15 protein-coding genes are annotated in these 19,571 nt (G+C 54.6%); 8 read left to right on the top strand and 7 right to left on the bottom strand.

The genetic code is table 11. The annotated features are described in order from the left end of the window. The first annotated feature begins 4 nt into the window (after positions 1 to 4). A complete protein-coding gene (locus NNO03_RS15700) occupies positions 5 to 952 on the top strand; it encodes an ABC transporter substrate-binding protein (protein WP_271449943.1) in 948 nt (315 codons plus the stop codon). A 2-nt stretch (positions 953 to 954) separates the two neighbouring features. After that, entirely contained in the window at positions 955 to 1,848 is an 894-nt protein-coding gene (locus tag NNO03_RS15695) for a MurR/RpiR family transcriptional regulator (protein WP_271441869.1), read from the top strand. 73 nt (positions 1,849 to 1,921) lie between these two features. On the opposite strand, the gene NNO03_RS15690 is transcribed toward NNO03_RS15695, so the two are convergent. From NNO03_RS15690 to NNO03_RS15680, 3 genes are all read right to left on the bottom strand, one after another. Beyond that, a complete protein-coding gene (locus tag NNO03_RS15690; protein ID WP_271449942.1) occupies positions 1,922 to 3,028 on the bottom strand; it encodes a 4Fe-4S binding protein in 1,107 nt (368 codons plus the stop codon). A 219-nt stretch (positions 3,029 to 3,247) separates the two neighbouring features. Next, positions 3,248 to 4,636 carry a diguanylate cyclase gene (locus tag NNO03_RS15685; protein ID WP_271449941.1) on the bottom strand — a complete coding sequence of 463 codons (1,389 nt, stop codon included), beginning with the start codon at positions 4,634 to 4,636 and terminating at the stop codon, positions 3,248 to 3,250. 87 nt (positions 4,637 to 4,723) lie between these two features. Next, a complete protein-coding gene (locus NNO03_RS15680) occupies positions 4,724 to 5,356 on the bottom strand; it encodes a LysE family transporter (protein WP_137384458.1) in 633 nt (210 codons plus the stop codon). Between the two features lie 348 nt (positions 5,357 to 5,704). On the opposite strand from NNO03_RS15680, the gene yahO reads away from it, so the two are divergent. Then, on the top strand, positions 5,705 to 5,980 hold the full coding sequence (gene yahO, locus NNO03_RS15675) for a DUF1471 family periplasmic protein YahO (RefSeq protein WP_003830901.1): 276 nt from the start codon (positions 5,705 to 5,707) through the stop codon (positions 5,978 to 5,980). 48 nt (positions 5,981 to 6,028) lie between these two features. Here the strand turns inward: yahO and prpR are convergent, their stop codons facing one another. Beyond that, entirely contained in the window at positions 6,029 to 7,624 is a 1,596-nt protein-coding gene (gene prpR, locus NNO03_RS15670; RefSeq protein ID WP_271449940.1) for a propionate catabolism operon regulatory protein PrpR, read from the bottom strand. A gap of 251 nt (positions 7,625 to 7,875) precedes the next feature. Between prpR and prpB the strand changes: the two genes are divergently transcribed. From prpB to prpE, 4 genes are all read left to right on the top strand, one after another. Then, positions 7,876 to 8,760 carry a methylisocitrate lyase gene (prpB, locus tag NNO03_RS15665; RefSeq protein ID WP_137384459.1) on the top strand — a complete coding sequence of 295 codons (885 nt, stop codon included), beginning with the start codon at positions 7,876 to 7,878 and terminating at the stop codon, positions 8,758 to 8,760. A gap of 119 nt (positions 8,761 to 8,879) precedes the next feature. Then, entirely contained in the window at positions 8,880 to 10,049 is a 1,170-nt protein-coding gene (prpC, locus tag NNO03_RS15660) for a 2-methylcitrate synthase (protein WP_202039366.1), read from the top strand. Between the two features lie 40 nt (positions 10,050 to 10,089). Then, entirely contained in the window at positions 10,090 to 11,541 is a 1,452-nt protein-coding gene (locus NNO03_RS15655; RefSeq protein WP_271449939.1) for a bifunctional 2-methylcitrate dehydratase/aconitate hydratase, read from the top strand. Between the two features lie 40 nt (positions 11,542 to 11,581). Continuing rightward, a complete protein-coding gene (prpE, locus tag NNO03_RS15650; RefSeq protein WP_137384462.1) occupies positions 11,582 to 13,468 on the top strand; it encodes a propionate--CoA ligase in 1,887 nt (628 codons plus the stop codon). A gap of 100 nt (positions 13,469 to 13,568) precedes the next feature. Here the strand turns inward: prpE and NNO03_RS15645 are convergent, their stop codons facing one another. Further along, positions 13,569 to 16,646: a beta-galactosidase gene (locus NNO03_RS15645; RefSeq protein ID WP_271449938.1), complete on the bottom strand. Its 3,078-nt coding sequence runs from the start codon at positions 16,644 to 16,646 to the stop codon at positions 13,569 to 13,571. A gap of 106 nt (positions 16,647 to 16,752) precedes the next feature. Further along, positions 16,753 to 17,847 carry a LacI family DNA-binding transcriptional regulator gene (locus tag NNO03_RS15640; protein ID WP_271441883.1) on the bottom strand — a complete coding sequence of 365 codons (1,095 nt, stop codon included), beginning with the start codon at positions 17,845 to 17,847 and terminating at the stop codon, positions 16,753 to 16,755. Positions 17,848 to 17,972: 125 nt separating this feature from the next. On the opposite strand from NNO03_RS15640, the gene NNO03_RS15635 reads away from it, so the two are divergent. Next, positions 17,973 to 18,623: a class I SAM-dependent methyltransferase gene (locus NNO03_RS15635; RefSeq protein WP_271449937.1), complete on the top strand. Its 651-nt coding sequence runs from the start codon at positions 17,973 to 17,975 to the stop codon at positions 18,621 to 18,623. On the opposite strand, the gene NNO03_RS15630 is transcribed toward NNO03_RS15635, so the two are convergent. Next, positions 18,620 to 19,570 carry a GlxA family transcriptional regulator gene (locus NNO03_RS15630; protein WP_271449936.1) on the bottom strand — a complete coding sequence of 317 codons (951 nt, stop codon included), beginning with the start codon at positions 19,568 to 19,570 and terminating at the stop codon, positions 18,620 to 18,622. The two genes, NNO03_RS15635 and NNO03_RS15630, sit on opposite strands and share 4 nt — an antisense overlap. Between the last annotated feature and the right edge of the window lies 1 nt (position 19,571).

The raw sequence follows: 19,571 nt of genomic DNA, 5'->3' as shown, positions 1-19,571 counted from the left end.
GTATATGCGCTTAATCTTTTCATTGCTGCTGCTGGTCGGCTGCACCGTCCAGGCGGCGGGGCCTGTTCAGTCATTTACTGACGATCTCGGGCGGGTGGTGAACGTACCGCTACATCCGCAGCGCATTGTGTCATTGCACGATCTCGACATCACTATTCCGCTGATCGAGCTGGGCGTGCCTCCGGTGGCCAGTCACGGCCGAACGCGCCCGGATGGCAGCCATTTTTTACGCTCCGGCGTGCTGCTGACCGGCGTGGATTTTGATCATTCGACCATGATGTATATCGGTACGGCAGACATTGATATTGAAGCCATTGTCGCCGCGAAACCGGATTTAATTATCACCGAACCCAGCCGTAACACGCCGATTGAGCAACTGGAAAAAATAGCGCCGACGGTCAGTATCGACCATCTCGATGGCGGTGCACCGGAGATCTACCGCAAGCTGGCGCAACTGACAGGTACGCAGAACCGGCTGGCATTGCTGGAACGGCGCTACCGTGAAGAAATTGCCCAGCTCAAGCGGACGGTCGATACGCAGCACATCTCTGTGGCGGTAATACAGGCCAATCAGGGTAAAATCAATGCGTTGCACACTTATCATTCCCTGGGGCGAGTGTTACGCGATGCTGGCTTCACCTTCCCGAAGCTTATTGACAGCATTCCGCCGGGTGGGCGCATTGATGTCAGTGCGGAACGTCTGCCTGAACTGGATGCAGATTTTGTCTTCGCGACCTGGCGTGGCGATACCGGCGGTAAACCGCAGGATGAAATCGCGGCGATGGATGCGGTGATGCCTGGCTGGTGTGAGTTCCTGACCGCCTGCCAGCGCGGACATTACGTTTTACTCTCCCGTGAAGAGGCGATATCCAATTCCTATGCCTCGCTGAGCCTGATGGTGGCGCAGGTGCAAACGCACATCGCCGGACGATGGCTACCGGAGGCGAAATAATCATGCTGACGGCGAAAAAAGCCAAAAATCGTATTGATGTCTATGGTGACCGTTTTCGCGCCAGGGCGCATTTACTCTCGCCACGTATGCAGGCCGTGACGCGTTATATCAACGAGAACCGCGAAGTGGTGCTGGAGTTTACGGCGATCGAAATCGCAGCCGCCACTCAAACCTCTGATGCGACGGTGGTCAGGGCAATTCAGGCGCTGGGGTTTGCCGGGTTGCGCGATTTAAAGCAGACCATTGAACACTGGTTTGGTCCTGGCGTGACCTCAGAAGAGAAGATGACCACCACGGTGAATACGCTCTCTTGCGATGTGAACTCCAGTATTGATTTTGTCTTGCAGGGCCATCAGCGCACCTGTGAAGCCCTTTCTACACCGCAAAACCGCTATGCAATTGCGCAGGCGGTGGCATTATTGGTAGAAGCTCGTCAGGTGGGGATTTTTGGTATTGGCGCATCCGGCGTATTGGCGGATTATACCGCGCGTCTGCTCAGCCGTATTGGCCTGCCTGCAGTAGCGTTTAATCGCACCGGGATTAACCTCGCGGAGCAACTTATCGCATTGCAGCGGGGAGATGTGCTGATCATGATGGCGCAAAAATCACCGCACCGGGAAGGGCTGACGACCATTCGTGAGGCCAGGCGGTTGGGTGTCCCGGTTATTTTACTGACGAACGCACTGGACTCCCGTTTTAGTAAAGAAGCGGATGTGGTGATTAACGTGCCACGCGGCGGCGAGAATGGGAAAATGCCGCTCCACGGTACGGTACTGGTGTGTCTGGAAATGATTGTGCTGTCTGTCGCGTCTACCGCGCCGCAGCGATCCATTAAATCCGTGAAGCGGATTAACGAACTGTACCGGGGTATTGGTAAATCCGGGGCGAAGAAGTAAGCCAGTGATACCCGATATGCAGGCCGGGTAGGGTGTAGTCACTACCCGGCATAAAGGCAGACAGATCAAACCATTAATGGTCGATCATTCTGGCCTTCGGGATCAACTGGAAATACATATGATCCGGTACCGGCGTTTGCCAGACGTTGGCGTACACCGCATAGCCTACGGCGGCAAACAGAATACCGAGCAGCAGTAGCGTCATTGTCCACCCTGATAACCTACTTTGTCGCCACCATTGTTTCGGCGCTGCGCTGTGCCCTGATTGCGCGCCAGGCGGTGTTTTCAGTGACAGGGTCAGCGTCGAGGCTACCGGACAGGATTCCACACAGGTCATACATCCCGTGCACTCAACGGTGCGTACCTGAATCAAGCGATCGACCGGAATATTCGACGGGCAGTTCTTTGCGCATTTGCCGCAATCGATACAGCTGTCGGCATTGCGGCGGATCTTAAATGGCGAAAGCAAAGAGAACAGACCAAGCAGTGCGCCATAAGGGCACAGATAACGGCACCACGCATTGCGAATAAACAGGCTCATAATGCTGATAACCGCCACCACGATGAGCGTTGTCGTGCCGATCTTACGAAAGAAATCGAGCATCTTAACGTCAATAATCATGCCGTAAGCTGACATCAGAAAATACTGAATCCCCTGTGCTGGCATCGACAGGGCGATATACAGAAAGAAGCTCAGCAGCAGATATTTCAGGCTCAGCAAAGGGAGATCCAGCCAGCGAGGCAGGGTGAAGTTGCGACCCACTATTTTTTTGCCCAGATTACCTATCAGCTCAGACAGCGTCCCCACCGGGCACAACCACGAGCAGAACGCTTTTTTTAACAGCAAACTCATCAGGATAAAGGCAACCAGCAGCAGCATGGAAGCGGCGTGAATGGGGGGAAGAAAACCGGTTTCCAGTGTGTATCTGATATTCATCAGACCGGCAATGGGAAGCCATCCCTCAATACCGCCGGGTCTTGGGATATAAACGCTGGTACCGGCGGTTTCGAAATAGCGAACCCAATACCAGAACGTCACGCCAATATAGATATTGATGGCCAACAGGAGAAACTGGGTGGCTTTTCTCCAGCTACTGGCATTGCGCCAGTCATTCCACGGCAGTTTCCCTCCGACGGTTCCAGGGCGGCGCTGCCAGCGCGTTTTCTTCTTCCCGCTCATGATCTCTTATTATCCCTCATATTTCCCCCTGCATTCAGGAAGACTCATCACCGGGATATGCTACCGCTATAAAGATATAGTGTATTTGATTTGCATCTTATTAATCGGCTGCCATTTCTATCACGCTAATGGGCATGTATAAAAATAACAGCACGATATTTATCACAGGTCAGATAAATACCCTGAATGGGGTATTTATTTATCTGTGGGGGACGACAGTCATTCCTGGTACGTTTCTACGCGGTTACGGCCATGGCTTTTCGCCAGATAGAGCGCGCGATCGGCTTTATCAACCAGTTGTTTGTAGTCGGGGTGATAGTCATATTCGGCAACGCCGATACTGACAGTAATAGAGAAGGATTCAGTCATGGAAGCAGCGATACGCAGCTCGGCAATTTTCTTACGCAGCGTTTCCAGAATAATCGAGGCCTGCGATTCGTCTGATTCGACCAGCAGGATCATAAACTCTTCACCACCATAGCGGAATACGTAATCGCTGCTGCGGATGTGCTCATAAATAACGGCTGCGACGTTTTTCAGTGTCATATCGCCAGTATTATGTCCGTAGCGGTCATTGATCTGCTTAAAATAATCAATGTCCAGCATTGCCAGGGTAAAGGGTTTTCGTGAATGTAACGCCAGCGAGATTTCACGGCGCATAATCGTTGGAATAAAGCGGCGATTCAGCAGTTGGGTCAGCGAGTCTTTGCCATTTTCCTGTTTGACCAGCGCTTCAAACATTGAGGCGAGGAGAAAATGGATTTTGGCCGAGAGCTGTCGGACATCCTGCAATAAGCTCATCCGTTCGGTTTCGCCAGGCTGATGCTGATTCGAGAGTGTCTGTGTCAGACGGTTATCGATTTCCGCGATCACGGATTCCATTTCTGCCAACAGATTACCGCTGCCAAGAATATGTTTTCCCTTATGAGAGAACCACATACCAAAATCTGAATCCGCCAGGAACACCAGATCACCGGACGGTAATCCGGTCGCGATGTTGTAGATAAACTGATTTTCCCAATCGGTAAACGAACGGATTTGCCGTTCGCGCTCGACGTTGACGTCGTCGTAAATGGTCTGCAGCCGATACTGCTCCTGCGTGTGCATCGAGTTTTGATAGCTCGGAGAGTAGGAAACGGTCATGGCTTCCAGCGCGGTGTCCATCGCCAGGCTGCTGAAACAGATAGCATCGCTCAACAGGCTGACAGAGTAGTCTGCCTTACTTTTCAGCAACTGATACAGCTCTTCTTTTAGCTTACGCGCCCCGCGGTTAACCAGATCGATAGGCAGGCCGATACGGGCGTGTACCACACCTATTTCACGCTGTTTTGCCAGCAAGAGCGGGAGGTCTTCATATGCGCTGCCGAGCACGCTGCGTAGCCAGTCAAACATACTGCCGCTCAGGCGCGTACTGACCTGCTCGGTATTCAGAAACAACGCGCTCTCCGCGTGAGAGAGCATGTAGTCATAAAAAACGGTCACTAAATGGCGGATCTCATCGTCGCTTAACCCTGTGAGGATCGTATGAACTTCAGGGGATGTCTGGCGTATTAGCGCCCGCCATTCTGTAAGGAGTAATGTGTCGTTTACGGGATCAACCTGTTCCATCTCACAGCCACTCAAATGTGATTGAAAAATTCAGGCGGTATTACGGACAATTACCTCACGATGGTCAAGTGAAACTCTCTTTACGCATTAACGATGGCGAATACCTTCATAAATCAGCCTTAAGGCGAAGACGCCGATGATGGCACCAATCACCCGGCTGGCAACGCGCTGAATACGGCCATATGCACGACGCACCGCAGGAAGAGAAAACGCCTGGCTGAGAAAAATACGCCAAATAACAGAAGAAAGCACAATGCCTGCCCATGCCATCAGCCTGGCCCAGGTTGGGGTTTCTGCGCTTAAGGTGACCGAGAAAATACTAATAAAAAACAGTACGGTTTGCGGATTGGATAAATCCGTTAACAGCCCGCGACGAAAGAATACGTACCAGGGGGCGGAGATTGGTTGCTGTAAGGTGGGCATTTGCGGTGTGGCCTGATGGCGTATGCTATTCCAGGCAAACCACAGTAAGTAGGCACCGCCGACGATTTTTATCAGTGAGAATATCTCTTCACATTGGGTGATAAGCGTCGCCATACCAAACAGGCCAAGCCCGGAGTAGAACGCATCGCCCAAGGCAACGCCCAGACCGGTCATTACACCCGCGCGTCGTCCCGACGCCAGGCTGGTTTGCACCACCACGAACAGGTTTGCTCCGGGGTTGAAAAAGGTTAAAACAAACAGGCTAACGGTGAGCACGACGGCGTGCAGAGGTTCCATAGACAACGATTCCATCAGTGAGAAAATGAATGTTTACCCGCAGGTCATTTAAGAATCTGCACCTACTATAGTTTTAGTGCAATCAATATTCTGAGTATTCACTCACAGTGCACCATCAAACGCAGTTAATTTCTCAATGTCATCATTAACACTATTTGTGTCACCGGAATCGTTGGATAACGCGGCAGCGCTGGATCGCCTGTTGTGGCTACGGCGCAAGATTTCTTTATATTTCCGTTGGCTCTGGATCTTTTAATCAGGCTGAACTACTTATTAATCATCCTTGACTCGCATGATGGATGTTCAGGGGTCGATGATGGCATATATAACAAAACCTGGAGCTTTGATATGAAAACTGGATATAAAGTACTTATTGGTGCGTTAGCTTTAGTTTTTTCCAACGCCTATGCTGCGGAATTTATGACAAAACTTGAGTTTGAAAAGGTTGAGTCGCAGTACACAAAAATCGGTGATATTTCAACGAGTAATGAAGTTTCTGTTGCAGATGCTAAAGAAGAGCTGCTGAAGAAAGCCGAAGAGAAAGGCGCTGATGTGGTGGTATTAACCTCCGGCCAAACGGATAACAAAATCCATGGCACAGCTAATATTTACAAGAAAAAATAATGCGCTGCATTGAAAGATAAAATACCCGCCAGCCTCTGTACTGGCGGGTTATTCTTTTAACCTGCGCCAAAACGTGGTTCGGCTGATACCGAGATATCGTGCCGCCGCTGTTTTATCGCCGTTGAATTGTGCCAGCACCTGTTGTGGTGTCAGTGATGATGATATCTGGGGTATTTCGGCGACAGTCGCCAGCTCGGGCAATAATTGCTGCAAGAAATGGACGTTAAGTTCTGGTTGTGGCTCAACGCTTAAAAATAATGCCAGACGCTCCATCATATTGCGTAGCTCACGAATATTCCCCGGCCAGCCGTAATTCAGCAGCATATGTTGGCTGAGCCCCAGACCTTTGCGCACAGGCTCAGAAAACGGCACATCTAATTCCGCCAGTGACTGTTTTAAAAAGCCTTCCGCCAGCGGTAAAATATCGGGTAGCCGTTCGCGTAGCGGGGGGAGTTTGAGGCGCAGAATGCTCAGGCGATAAAACAGATCGGTACGAAACTCGCCTTGTTTCATCTCTTGTTCCAGGTTGCAGTGCGTGGCGCTAATCACCCGTACCTCTACCGGAATGGGTTGATGTCCACCTACCCGGGTGACCTCTTTTTCTTCCAGTACGCGCAGCAGTCGGGTTTGTAACGGCAACGGCATTTCACCTATCTCATCAAGAAACAGTGTTCCGCCGTGGGCGATTTCAAACAGACCCGCGCGTCCGCCCCGCCGTGAGCCGGTAAAAGCGCCATCCTCATAGCCGAACAACTCCGCTTCCAGTAAGGATTCGGTGATTGCTCCGCAGTTGACGGCAACAAACGGTGGTGAGGGTTTACCGCGTCGATTCTCCTGACGGGTGAAATATTCACGATGAATGGCCTGCGCCGCCAGCTCTTTCCCCGTCCCCGTTTCGCCCTGAATCAGCACCGGTGCGCGAGAACGGGCATAGAGCATTATGGTGTGCCGTACCTGTTCCATCTGAGCAGAGTGGCCGCGCATATCTCCCAGTGCATAGCGGGTGCGCAGCGTATCGCCAGACGCGTATTGACCATTTCGCCGTAGCGTCAGGCGCGTCATATCCAGCGCATCGACAAAGGCCTGGCGCACGGTAGCCGCTGAATAGATAAAGATGCCGGTCATACCGGCTTCTTCCGCCAGATCGGTAATGAGTCCCGCCCCGACCACTGCTTGAGTGCCGTTGGCCTTCAGCTCGTTGATTTGTCCTCGGGCATCTTCTTCGGTGATATAGCTACGCTGTTCAAGCTGTAAATTGAAGGTCTTTTGAAAGGCGAGAAGCGCAGGAATGGTTTCCTGATAGGTAATGACGCCAATCGATGACGTGAGTTTTCCCGCTTTCGCCAATGCCTGTAGCACATCGAAGCCGCTGGGTTTAATCAGGATCACTGGAATTGATAAGCGGCTTTTCAGATAGGCACCGTTGGAGCCCGCCGCAATGATCGCATCACATCGCTCGGTCGCCAGCTTCTTGCGGATATAGGTGACCGCTTTTTCAAAACCGAGCTGGATAGGGGTGATGGTCGCCAGGTGGTCGAACTCCAGGCTGATGTCGCGGAACAGTTCAAACAGACGCGTAACGGAGACCGTCCAGATAACCGGTTTGTCGTCATTCATCCGCGGCGGAAGATGCGTATCAGCCATAAGCAACCCAAAAAGTAAGGAACCGAATATTGGGTTTAGTTGTGTTTCATAAATGTTGCAATGAAACGTTCATCTCGGTTTCATGAAACGATAGCTGACACGTTTTTGTACATAAAAAATGCAGATTTTAAATGTAATTCTTTGTTTTAAAAATGAAAAATAGAATTTGAGCAAAAATTCAGGTCTTTGGCATACCCCTTGCTTTAGGTTAATCAACGAACGATAACAAGTTGATAACAAGAGGACGGGATATGTCTCTACACTCCCCAGGGCAGGCGTTCCGCGCTGCGCTCACCAAAGAAAATCCATTACAAATCGTGGGTACCATTAACGCCAACCATGCGCTCCTGGCCCAACGCGCCGGATACCAGGCAATTTACCTGTCAGGCGGCGGCGTGGCGGCCGGCTCATTGGGATTGCCCGACCTCGGTATCTCTACGCTGGATGATGTGCTGACCGATATCCGCCGTATCACCGACGTTTGCCCACTACCGTTGCTGGTGGATGCTGATATCGGGTTTGGATCGTCGGCATTTAACGTGGCGCGAACCGTGAAGTCGATTGCCAAAGCCGGTGCTGCTGCGCTGCACATTGAAGATCAGATCGGCGCTAAGCGCTGTGGCCATCGTCCGAACAAGGCGATCGTCTCGAAAGAAGAGATGGTCGACAGGATCCGCGCCGCCGTGGATGCGCGCACCGATCCCAACTTTGTCATCATGGCGCGTACCGATGCGCTGGCGGTGGAAGGGTTAGAGGCGGCTATCGATCGTGCGCAGGCGTATGTCGAAGCGGGCGCTGACATGCTGTTCCCGGAAGCGATCACCGAGCTGTCTATGTACCGCCAGTTTGCAGACGCGGTGCAGGTGCCGATCCTCGCTAACATTACCGAATTTGGTGCGACACCGCTGTTCACTACCGATGAGCTGCGCAGTGCAAATGTGGCGATGGCGCTCTATCCGCTGTCTGCCTTCCGTGCCATGAACCGCGCCGCTGAACGGGTATACAACGTGCTGCGCCAGGAAGGTACGCAAAAGAGCGTGATCGACATTATGCAGACGCGTAACGAGCTGTACGAAAGCATCAACTACTACCAGTTCGAAGAGAAACTCGACGCGCTGTACACCACGAAGCCGTAGGCCTGATAAGGCGCAGCCGCCATCAGGCAATGCCGGATGGCACTACGTTTATCCGGCCTACAACGTACTACGCGATGCATACCCTCAATACCCTATATATAAAAAATAACGAGGACAACATGAGCGACACAACGATCCTGCAAAACAGTACCCATGTCATTAAGCCGAAAAAATCCGTCGCGCTGTCCGGCGTCCCCGCCGGAAATACGGCGTTGTGTACCGTTGGTAAAAGCGGTAACGATTTACACTATCGTGGCTACGATATTCTCGACCTGGCGCAGCAGTGTGAATTTGAAGAGGTTGCGCACCTGCTGATCCACGGAAAATTGCCTACCCGCGATGAGCTCAACGCCTACAAAAGCAAATTAAAAGCGCTGCGTGGCTTACCCGCTAACGTGCGTACCGTGCTGGAAGCACTGCCGGCAGCATCACACCCAATGGACGTCATGCGCACCGGCGTCTCCGCGTTAGGTTGTACGTTGCCGGAAAAAGAGGGGCATACCGTTTCCGGCGCGCGCGATATTGCCGACAAGCTGCTGGCGTCGCTCAGTTCAATCCTTCTGTACTGGTATCACTACAGCCATAACGGCGAGCGCATTCAGCCGGAAACTGACGATGATTCGATTGGCGGCCACTTCCTGCATCTGCTGCATGGCGAAAAACCCTCGCAAAGCTGGGAAAAGGCGATGCATATTTCGCTGGTGCTGTACGCCGAGCACGAATTTAACGCCTCCACCTTTACCGGCAGAGTGATCGCCGGTACTGGCTCAGACATGTATTCCGCGATTATCGGCGCGATTGGCGCACTGCGCGGCCCGAAACACGGCGGAGCCAACGAGGTATCGCTGGAAATCCAGCAGCGCTATGAAACGCCGGATGAAGCCGAAGCGGATATCCGCAAACGTGTGGAAAACAAAGAAGTGGTGATTGGCTTTGGACATCCGGTGTACACCATTGCCGACCCGCGTCATCAGGTGATTAAGCGCGTGGCGAAACAGCTCTCTCAGGAAGGCGGTTCGCTGAAAATGTACAACATCGCCGACCGTCTGGAAGCCGTAATGTGGGATACCAAAAAGATGTTCCCGAATCTCGACTGGTTCTCGGCGGTCTCCTACAACATGATGGGCGTCCCCACCGAAATGTTCACCCCGCTGTTTGTCATCGCCCGCGTTACTGGCTGGGCGGCGCACATTATCGAACAGCGTCAGGACAACAAAATTATCCGTCCTTCCGCCAATTATGTTGGCCCGGAAGATCGCGAATTCGTTGCAATTGAAAAACGTTGCTAATGCCAAACCGCTAAAGATAAAAAAACAGGAAATGTACCCTATGTCTGCACATATTTCGAACGTCCGCCCTGAATTTGACCGTGAAATTGTTGATATCGTTGACTACGTTATGAATTACGAGATCACCTCAAAGGTGGCGTATGACACTGCACATTATTGCCTGCTTGATACCCTCGGCTGTGGCCTGGAAGCGCTGGAATATCCGGCCTGTAAAAAACTGCTGGGGCCGGTCGTACCGGGTACTGTCGTCCCGAACGGTGTGCGCGTACCTGGCACCCAGTTCCAGCTCGATCCCGTTCAGGCGGCATTTAACATCGGCGCGATGATCCGTTGGCTGGACTTCAACGACACCTGGCTGGCCGCTGAATGGGGCCATCCTTCCGATAACCTCGGCGGTATTCTGGCGACGGCTGACTGGTTGTCACGCAATGCGGTGGCGGCGGGAAAAGCGCCGTTAACCATGAAAAAAGTGCTGACCGGCATGATTAAAGCCCACGAAATTCAGGGCTGTATCGCGCTGGAAAACTCCTTTAACCGCGTTGGACTCGACCACGTCCTGCTGGTGAAAGTCGCCTCGACCGCCGTTGTTGCCGAAATGCTCGGATTGACCCGCGATGAGATCCTCAATGCGGTGTCGCTGGCGTGGGTCGACGGACAGTCGCTGCGCACCTATCGCCATGCCCCGAATACCGGCACACGTAAATCCTGGGCTGCTGGCGATGCCACTTCACGCGCAGTGCGTCTGGCGCTGATGGCGAAAACCGGCGAGATGGGCTACCCGTCTGCGCTGACGGCAAAAACCTGGGGCTTTTATGATGTTTCCTTCAAAGGGGAATCGTTCCGCTTCCAGCGCCCGTACGGCTCATACGTGATGGAAAACGTGTTGTTTAAAATCTCCTTCCCGGCCGAGTTCCACTCACAAACAGCGGTTGAAGCGGCGATGACGCTGTATGAACAACTGCAGGCGGCGGGTAAAACGGCGGCGGATATCGAAAAAGTGACCATTCGTACGCACGAAGCCTGTATTCGTATCATCGATAAAAAAGGTCCACTGAATAACCCGGCGGATCGTGACCACTGCATTCAGTATATGGTGGCTATCCCGCTGCTGTTCGGACGCTTAACCGCAGCTGATTACGAAGACGGTGTGGCGCAGGACAAACGCATTGATGCGCTGCGCGAGAAGATCAATTGCTTCGAAGACCCAACCTTTACCGCGGACTATCACGACCCGGAAAAACGCGCCATCGCAAACGCCATCACCGTGGAATTTACCGATGGATCACGTTTTGAAGAAGTGGTGGTGGAGTACCCCATCGGCCACGCGCGTCGTCGTCATGACGGGATGCCGAAACTGGTCGAAAAATTCAAAATCAACCTGGCGCGTCAGTTCCCGACCCGTCAGCAGCAGCGCATTCTGGATGTCTCCCTGAACAGAGCAAGCCTGGAGCAGATGCCAGTCAACGAATACCTTGATTTGTTCGTTATCTAAACCTGCGTGCGGCAAGGCGTAAGTTCAACAGGAGAGCATTATGTCTTATAGCGATTTTTATCAGCGTTCGATTACGCAACCTGAGTCGTTCTGGGCCGAGCAGGCCCAGCGTATTGACTGGCAGCAGCCGTTTGCTCAGGTACTGGATCATCGTCATCCACCGTTTGCTCGCTGGTTTTGTGGCGGGACGACTAATCTGTGCCATAACGCCATCGACCGCTGGCTGGAGAAACAGCCTGACGCGCTGGCGCTGATCGCGGTTTCATCGGAAACCGAAGAAGAGCGCACATTTACCTTTCGTCAGTTGTATGACGAGGTAAACGTCGCGGCGGCGATGTTGCTGTCGCTGGGCGTACAGCGCGGCGACAGGGTGCTGGTTTATATGCCGATGATCGCCGAGGCGCACATTACGCTGCTGGCCTGTGCGCGGATTGGGGCGATCCATTCCGTGGTATTTGGCGGATTTGCCTCGCACAGTGTGGCGGCACGGATCGACGATGCCCAGCCAAAGGTCATCGTATCGGCGGATGCCGGGGCGCGAGGCGGCAAGATCCTGCCGTATAAAAAGCTGCTTGATGATGCGATTGCGCAGGCTCAGCATCAACCGCGCCATGTGGTACTGGTTGATCGTGGCCTGGCGAAAATGGCGTGGGTTGAAGGACGCGACCTCGACTTTGCCGCGCTGCGCCAACAGCATCTCGGCGCACGCGTGCCGGTGGTCTGGCTGGAATCGAATGAAACTTCCTGCATTCTCTACACGTCCGGTACAACCGGTAAACCAAAAGGCGTGCAGCGTGATGTAGGCGGTTATGCGGTAGCGCTGGCCACCTCGATGGACACCATTTTTGGTGGCAAAGCGGGCGGCGTTTTCTTCTGCGCGTCGGATATCGGCTGGGTGGTGGGACACTCGTACATCGTCTATGCCCCGTTGCTGGCGGGGATGGCGACAGTGGTGTACGAAGGGTTGCCAACCTGGCCGGACTGCGGCGTGTGGTGGAAAATCGTTGAAAAATACCAGGTCAGTCGGATGTTTTCGGCGCCGACCGCCATCCGCGTGCTGAAGAAATTCCCGACCGCGCAGATCCGTAATCACGATCTCTCCTCGCTGGAAGTGCTGTATCTGGCCGGTGAGCCGCTGGATGAACCGACGGCAAGCTGGGTAACCCAAACGCTGGGTGTTCCGGTTATCGACAACTACTGGCAGACCGAATCTGGCTGGCCGATTATGGCGATTGCCCGCGGCCTGGACGATCGACCGTCGCGCCTGGGCAGTCCTGGCGTGCCGATGTACGGCTACAACGTGCAACTCCTCAATGAAGTGACTGGCGAACCTTGTGCTGCAAATGAGAAGGGGATGCTGGTGATTGAAGGGCCGCTGCCGCCGGGTTGCATTCAGACCATCTGGGGCGATGACGAACGCTTTGTGAATACCTACTGGTCGCTGTTCTCCCGCCAGGTGTACGCCACCTTTGACTGGGGCATTCGTGACGACGACGGTTACTACTTCATTCTGGGGCGTACGGATGACGTGATCAACGTCGCCGGGCACCGGCTGGGCACGCGCGAGATAGAAGAGAGTATCTCCAGCTATCCGAACGTAGCTGAGGTAGCGGTAGTGGGGGTGAAAGATGCGCTAAAAGGGCAGGTGGCCGTCGCGTTTGTCATTCCAAAGCAGAGTGACAGTCTGGAAGACCGCGACATTGCGCATTCTGAAGAGAAGGCGATTATGGCGCTGGTGGACAGTCAGATTGGTAACTTTGGCCGCCCGGCACACGTCTGGTTTGTGTCACAACTGCCGAAAACACGCTCCGGAAAAATGCTCAGGCGTACGATCCAGGCGATCTGCGAAGGCCGCGATCCTGGCGATCTGACCACCATTGACGATCCGACATCGTTGCAGCAAATCCGCCAGGCGATCGAGGAGTAAGGCGTTTCCGGATGGTGGCTTCGCCTTATCCGGCCTACGAAACCGCGTACCGTAGGCCGGATAAGGCGCGAAGCGGCGCCATCCGGAAAAAACAACGTGATTAGCGCCAACTCAGCTGATAATGATAACGCCCTGCGCTCAACTGAAATTCCGGCGACACTGAAGGGCTCCACGAATCATCCCCGCCGACGCCCATATGGAAACCGTCAATGTTGAGCCATGTTCCGGCTTCAGGCTGCAGCAGGTGACGATGGCTGGTTTCCATCAGTTGCTTCTGGCTGTAACGGCTGATGTTGAACTGGAAGTCACCATGCCACAGGTGCGCCCCGTAGCGTAATTCGCGTGTCCCGCAGCGCAGGCCGTTTTCACTCGGGAAGACGTACGGCGTATACATCTCATCCAGCGTCAGTTCCCAACGATCAAAACAGGCAGCGCTCAGGCGATCCGGGTAGTTCTCATGCGGCCCAAGGCCTAACCAGTTTACCCGTTCAGCCACCTGCGCCAGCTGGCAGCTCAGGCCGATACGCGCCGGGTGCGGCGTGCCGTTGGCTACATCGACATCCACGGTAATCTGCATCTCGCCGTGGCCGTCGAAATGATATGACTTACGGCTGACAAACAGCGTTTCGCCCTGATACTGCCAGGCATGCGCGGTGGTGATAAGGATGCTGCTCGACAGCGCTTCGGCCTCGCATTGCACTAGTCGTGGCTCAGCACGGTAATGGCCCGCGGCCTTCCAGCGTTCGACCCAGGCATTAGGATCGATGCGCGTGACTTCGCTGATGCCGATGTCGTTATCCAGCGGTGCGCGGGTAAACTGATCGATTAACGGTGCTAACAGCTGTGCTTCTTCGGCCAGCCAGTATTGTGTCAGTAAACCTGTCCGGCGGCAGAATTCCCAGCGTTTATCGCTGACGATTACCGTAAACGTGTCATCGCGGGTCGTCAGCTGTGGCGCTGTGCTGGCGCGAGGTTTAATCGCCAGACTGAGCTTTTCTTCCAGCTTCCACTGCTGCCAGGCGCTGATATGCCCGGCGTCTGACCACGCAGTCGCCTCGGGTTGTTCCACGCGAACCGTCAGCCACAGCTGGCCTGCGGTTTCCGGCATCGGGATAGCCGGCAGGGTGATCAGCTGGCGGCCCTGTGGGGCGATATTAAGAGCGATTTCTCCGGCGGCCAGCCGGTTGCCGTCCAGGGCGATGGACCAATGCAGGATTTCGTTATCGCTGCGGCGGAACAGGTATTCGCTGCGAACTTCAATCTGGCGCTCGTCACCCGGTAACAGCGTAAACTGGAAAAACTGCTGCGCGTGTTTGGCCTCATACAGCGACGGATGCGGCGTGCGGTCGGCAAATACCAGTCCGTTCATGCAGAACTGGCGGTCGTTCGGTGTGTCGCCAAAATCCCCGCCGTAGGCTGACCACGGATTACCGTTGTCGTCATATTTAATGAGCGACTGATCGACCCAGTCCCAGACGAATCCTCCTTGCAGACGCGGATACTGGCGGAATGCCTGCCAGTATTTGGCGTAGCCGCCGAGGCTGTTACCCATCGCATGAGCATATTCGCAGAGGATCAGCGGGCGCAGTTCGCCGGGCATCGACAGCCATTTTTTGATTGACCATTTGGGGACCGCCGGGAAGGGCTGATCCTGGTCTACGCGGGCGTACATCGGGCAAATAATGTCGGTGGCTACGGTATCCGCGCCGCCGCCTTCGTACTGTACCGGACGAGAGGGATCTTCCGATTTCAGCCAACGATACAGCGCGTCGTGGTTCGCGCCGTGACCGGACTCATTGCCCAGCGACCAGATGATGATACTTGGGTGATTGCGGTCACGCTGTACCATGCGCGTGACGCGCTGGCTCATGGCAGGAAGCCATGTAGGGTCGTCGCTCAGGCGATTCATGGGCACCATACCGTGGGTTTCGATATTGGCCTCATCTACCACATACAGGCCGTAGCGGTCGCACAGGGTGTACCATAGCGGGTGGTTTGGGTAATGCGAGCAACGCACGGCGTTAAAGTTGTTCTGTTTCATCAGGATGATGTCCTGCACCATCGTCGCTTCGTCCATCACCTGACCGTTTTGCGGGTGATGTTCGTGGCGGTTAGCACCACGAATCAGCAGCGGTTGACCATTCAGCAACAGCAGGCCGTTTTCGATGCGGACCTCGCGGAAGCCGACGTCACAGGCCTCGGCTTCAATCAGCGTACCGTCAGCAGTATGAAGCTGCACAACGGCACGGTACAGATTAGGCGTTTCGGCACTCCACAACGCCGGGTGTTCAACGTTGAGGCGCAGCGTAGTGCGATCGTGATAAGCGCCGCGTTCATCAACAATCTCGCTGCCGGGCGGTGAGGTGAGTTCGCCAACCAACGTTTCGCCGTTCCACAATTGCAGGGTTACGCGTACATCTTCACGCTCGTCGCCTGCTATCCGGACTTCCGCTTCCAGCACCGCGCGGCTGAAATCATCATTAAAGCGGGTGTTGATACGTAGGTCACGGATCTGTGTTGTGGGTTTATGCAGCAAAGAAACGTCGCGAAAGATGCCGCTCATGCGCCACATGTCCTGATCTTCCAGATAGCTGCCATCGCTCCAGCGCAGCACCATGACGGCCAGGCGGTTTTCGCCGTGCAGCAGATAATCGCGAAGATCAAATTCAGACGGCAGGCGGCTGTCCTGACCGTAGCCGACCCAACGGCCGTTGCACCACAGATGAAACGCGGAGTTCACGCCGTCAAAAATAATGCGCGTCTGACCCTCATCTAACCACGCATCTTCGATACTAAATGTGAGCGAGTAACACCCGGTAGGGTTCTGCGTCGGAACAGCGGGCGGATTGACCGGGAATGGATAGGTGATATTGGAGTAGATTGGCGCATCATAACCGCTCATCTGCCAGTTAGACGGTACGCAGAGGGTATCGGCCTGCGGTAAATCATGCTCAAGCCAGCTTTCTGGCACGGCCTCTGGTGCGGCAAACCAGGCGAACTGCCACTCGCCATTTAACGAAATCCGTTGGGAAGAAGGCCGGTTGTTATGGGCATCATCCACGCAGCGCCAGCTACAAAATGGTGGGTGTGCCTCCAGACGGTTTATCTGTGTGACGCCGGGGTTTTCCCAGTCACGGCGCGCCAGTACGGCGGCGAGTGAGTCCGAGCTCAGAGTCATAGCGGTATCTCATGTTTGTTATTCGCTCACAATTCAATAAACATAAGGCGTGCGATGAGACGCTGTAAAGCCGGGCGGGTTTAATGGGTGAACTGACTCACAGTAATTAGCGTTCGCCGGATGGCAGCAGAGAGACCTGACGCGCCAGTTGCATCAACGACTCCGCCAGCATCTGTGGCGTGGCGGTTTGTGTGTCAGGCGGCAGTACGGTTTTCCGTTCGACCAGCGTGACCGGCAGCAGCAGATTGCCGGGGGCGGACATGCCCTGCGTAAGCTGCAACAGCCTGTCAACGCTGGTCTGCCCGAGAGTGGGGAAATCCTGCCTGATGGTGGTCAGCGGCGGGATGTAGCAGGCACTGTCTTCGGTGTCGTCGTAGCCGATCACGGAGATATCCGCTGCAACTCGCAGGCCAGATTCGCTGATTGCCCGCATTGCGCCCAGCGCCATTTGATCATTGGCGACCAGCATAGCGGTTGGAACGATACCGTCGTTAAGCATGTGCATGGTTTGATGAAAGCCGGACAGGGCGCTCCAGTCACCTTCACGTTCCGCAATGGGACGTAGCTGATGGTGAGCCAGGTATTTATGCCACCCGCTATGCCTTAACCTGGCGGAGACCGATGAGTGCGGCCCGGCCAGCAGGGCAATGCGCTGATGTCCGTGTTGAATCAGATGTTCAACGCCGAGTCGCGCGCCGTCATCATGGGAGAAAACGACGCTATTAATCGGCACCTGGTCAGAGACATCGAGAAACAATACGGGCACCGTGCCGCAGGTGGCGGCGACCATCATGGCGTCTTCTTCATCCAGCGGATAGTTGATGATAAGCCCGGTTACGCGTTGAGAAAGCAGGTTGTGTATCGCGGCTTTACACGCCTCAACGCCACTACGCTCAACCATGGCGATCACCACGCTGGCGCCGGACTGGTCGGCGCGGGATTTTATGGCGGCCACAATTTGCGAGGGGGCATGCAGAGCAAGATTCGATGTGGCTACACCAATCAACGGCGTCTGTTTGCCTGCCAGTTGCTGTGCGACGCGGTTAGGAATGTAATTGAGCTCCGCCATCGCGGCCTCAACTTTTTGCCGGGTTTTTGTGGAAACGTGGCTGGCCTGATTTACGACGCGTGAGACGGTCTGGTAAGAGACGCCAGCATGGTCTGCGACATCGTATAGCGTTACCGGTTTCACATTGTTCACCCTGATCATGACATTATCCACGCGCTATCATGCCACAGCGCAGACTATTTTTGGCTATTTGTGGCCGGGTTCTGCGAGTTGCATTCCAGGGACATGAATTGGGCGATGACAGGTCAACAGCCTTTATGCTTAACATAATGATAGAACAGCAGAAAAGTGAGGACATCGTGAGCGATGCTGCGGCAAACAACATTCTTTCTATCTACCGGCGTCATGCGGAGGCTTTTGCCCGCCAGCGTTCGCGCGCGCTGTTTGAAAAAAACTGGCTGGATAAGTTCATCGCGGTGATGGGCGGGCAGGGCCATATTGTGGACATTGGCTGCGGAAACGGTCAGCCGATTGCCGGTTATTTTATCCAGCAAGGTTTGCAGCTAACGGGGATTGACGGCTCGGCGGCGATGCTGGCGCGTGCCCGGCTCGCCTTTCCCGGGCAGCGCTGGCTGGAGCAGGATATGCGCGAGCTAACGCTTGATGAAACCTTTGACGGTCTGATCGCCTGGGACAGCTTTTTCCATTTAACCCAGTTGGACCAGCAAAAGATGTTCCCCATTTTTGACCGCCTCAGCCATCCCGGCAGCGCGCTGATGTTTACCAGCGGCACGGGCAACGGCATCGTCATGGGACAATTTGAGGGCGAACCGCTGTTTCACGCCAGCCTCGCGCCTGATGAGTACCATGCATTGCTGTCGGCACACGGCTTTACGGTGATAGAGAGGGTGATGGAAGATCCGCACTGTACCGGGCACACCATCTGGCTGGCGCAAAAAAGAGGTTAATCGCCGCGAAAGGTTTTACGCCATTCAGCCGGACTGACGCCGAAGCGGGATTTAAAATGCTGCCGCCAGGTGACAGGGGAGAGAAAACCTACCTGTTCGGCAATGCGTTCAACGGGTAGCTGACTGGATTCCAGCAAAATCTGGCTGCGGCGCAGACGCTCGGTAATCAGCCATTCCGCCACGCTTGACCCGGTGGCCTTCATAAAATGACGGGTCAGCGTGCGACGACTCATCATTACCCGCTGCGCCAGAACGTCGAGATTATGCGGCTCGTGGAGATGTTGGCGCAAATAGTCGAGCAGGGCGTTGATGCGTTGATCCCGGGTATTTTTCGCGACCGGTTGTTCGATAAACTGGGCCTGACCGCCCTCACGATGCGGTGGCACAATCATCCGTCGGGCAATCTGATTCGCCACCGTGCTGCCAAAACGCTGGCGGATCACGTACAAACAGCAATCCAGCGCGGCGGCGGTGCCTGCTGAGGTAATAATGCCGTCGTCATCCACGTACAGTGCGTTGATATCCAGCTGGGCCGCAGGAAAGCGCGCCTGAAAATCCTGCTCGAACTCCCAGTGTGTAGCTGCCCGTTTACCATCCAGTAACCCCGCATAGCCGAGGACAAACGCCCCCAGGCACAGCCCAACAATCTGTGCGCCGTTTTGTCGTGTACGGTTGAGCGCATCAAGCAGGCTTTGTGGTGGGCGATGCGCGGTGGTGCCCCACCAGGGGATCACCACGATATCCGCAGCCTCCACCGCGTCATAGCCATGGGTTGCGGTAACGGAGAAACCATCCTGCGAGGAGATGATGCCCGGAGTTTCGGCGCACATCTGTACCTCAAAGCGCTTTTTCGCCGCCATTTTGTCACTGAAAATGATGCACGGCACCGAGAAGTGAAACGGGCTGAAATCTTCCACGGCGACAATAGCGACGGTAAGCGGTTGCATA

The sequence above is a fragment of the Citrobacter sp. Igbk 16 genome (assembly GCF_028069755.1).
Lineage (GTDB): Bacteria > Pseudomonadota > Gammaproteobacteria > Enterobacterales > Enterobacteriaceae > Citrobacter.
Note: the sequence above shows the minus strand (reverse complement) of the source record. Positions and strands in the feature narration are given on the sequence as shown.

Excerpts from the sequence above, each read along its gene's own strand:
- NNO03_RS15685 (WP_271449941.1), bottom strand. The coding sequence starts at position 4,636 with ATGGAACAGGTTGATCCCGTAAACGACACATTACTCCTTACAGAATGG.
- NNO03_RS15630 (WP_271449936.1), bottom strand. The coding sequence starts at position 19,570 with ATGCAACCGCTTACCGTCGCTATTGTCGCCGTGGAAGATTTCAGCCCG.
- NNO03_RS15690 (WP_271449942.1), bottom strand. The coding sequence starts at position 3,028 with ATGAGCGGGAAGAAGAAAACGCGCTGGCAGCGCCGCCCTGGAACCGTC.
- prpR (WP_271449940.1), bottom strand. The coding sequence starts at position 7,624 with ATGGCTGATACGCATCTTCCGCCGCGGATGAATGACGACAAACCGGTT.
- prpB (WP_137384459.1), top strand. The coding sequence starts at position 7,876 with ATGTCTCTACACTCCCCAGGGCAGGCGTTCCGCGCTGCGCTCACCAAA.
- NNO03_RS15695 (WP_271441869.1), top strand. The coding sequence starts at position 955 with ATGCTGACGGCGAAAAAAGCCAAAAATCGTATTGATGTCTATGGTGAC.
- NNO03_RS15680 (WP_137384458.1), bottom strand. The coding sequence starts at position 5,356 with ATGGAACCTCTGCACGCCGTCGTGCTCACCGTTAGCCTGTTTGTTTTA.
- NNO03_RS15645 (WP_271449938.1), bottom strand. The coding sequence starts at position 16,646 with ATGACTCTGAGCTCGGACTCACTCGCCGCCGTACTGGCGCGCCGTGAC.
- yahO (WP_003830901.1), top strand. The coding sequence starts at position 5,705 with ATGAAAACTGGATATAAAGTACTTATTGGTGCGTTAGCTTTAGTTTTT.
- NNO03_RS15635 (WP_271449937.1), top strand. The coding sequence starts at position 17,973 with ATGCTTAACATAATGATAGAACAGCAGAAAAGTGAGGACATCGTGAGC.
- NNO03_RS15700 (WP_271449943.1), top strand. The coding sequence starts at position 5 with ATGCGCTTAATCTTTTCATTGCTGCTGCTGGTCGGCTGCACCGTCCAG.
- NNO03_RS15655 (WP_271449939.1), top strand. The coding sequence starts at position 10,090 with ATGTCTGCACATATTTCGAACGTCCGCCCTGAATTTGACCGTGAAATT.
- prpE (WP_137384462.1), top strand. The coding sequence starts at position 11,582 with ATGTCTTATAGCGATTTTTATCAGCGTTCGATTACGCAACCTGAGTCG.
- prpC (WP_202039366.1), top strand. The coding sequence starts at position 8,880 with ATGAGCGACACAACGATCCTGCAAAACAGTACCCATGTCATTAAGCCG.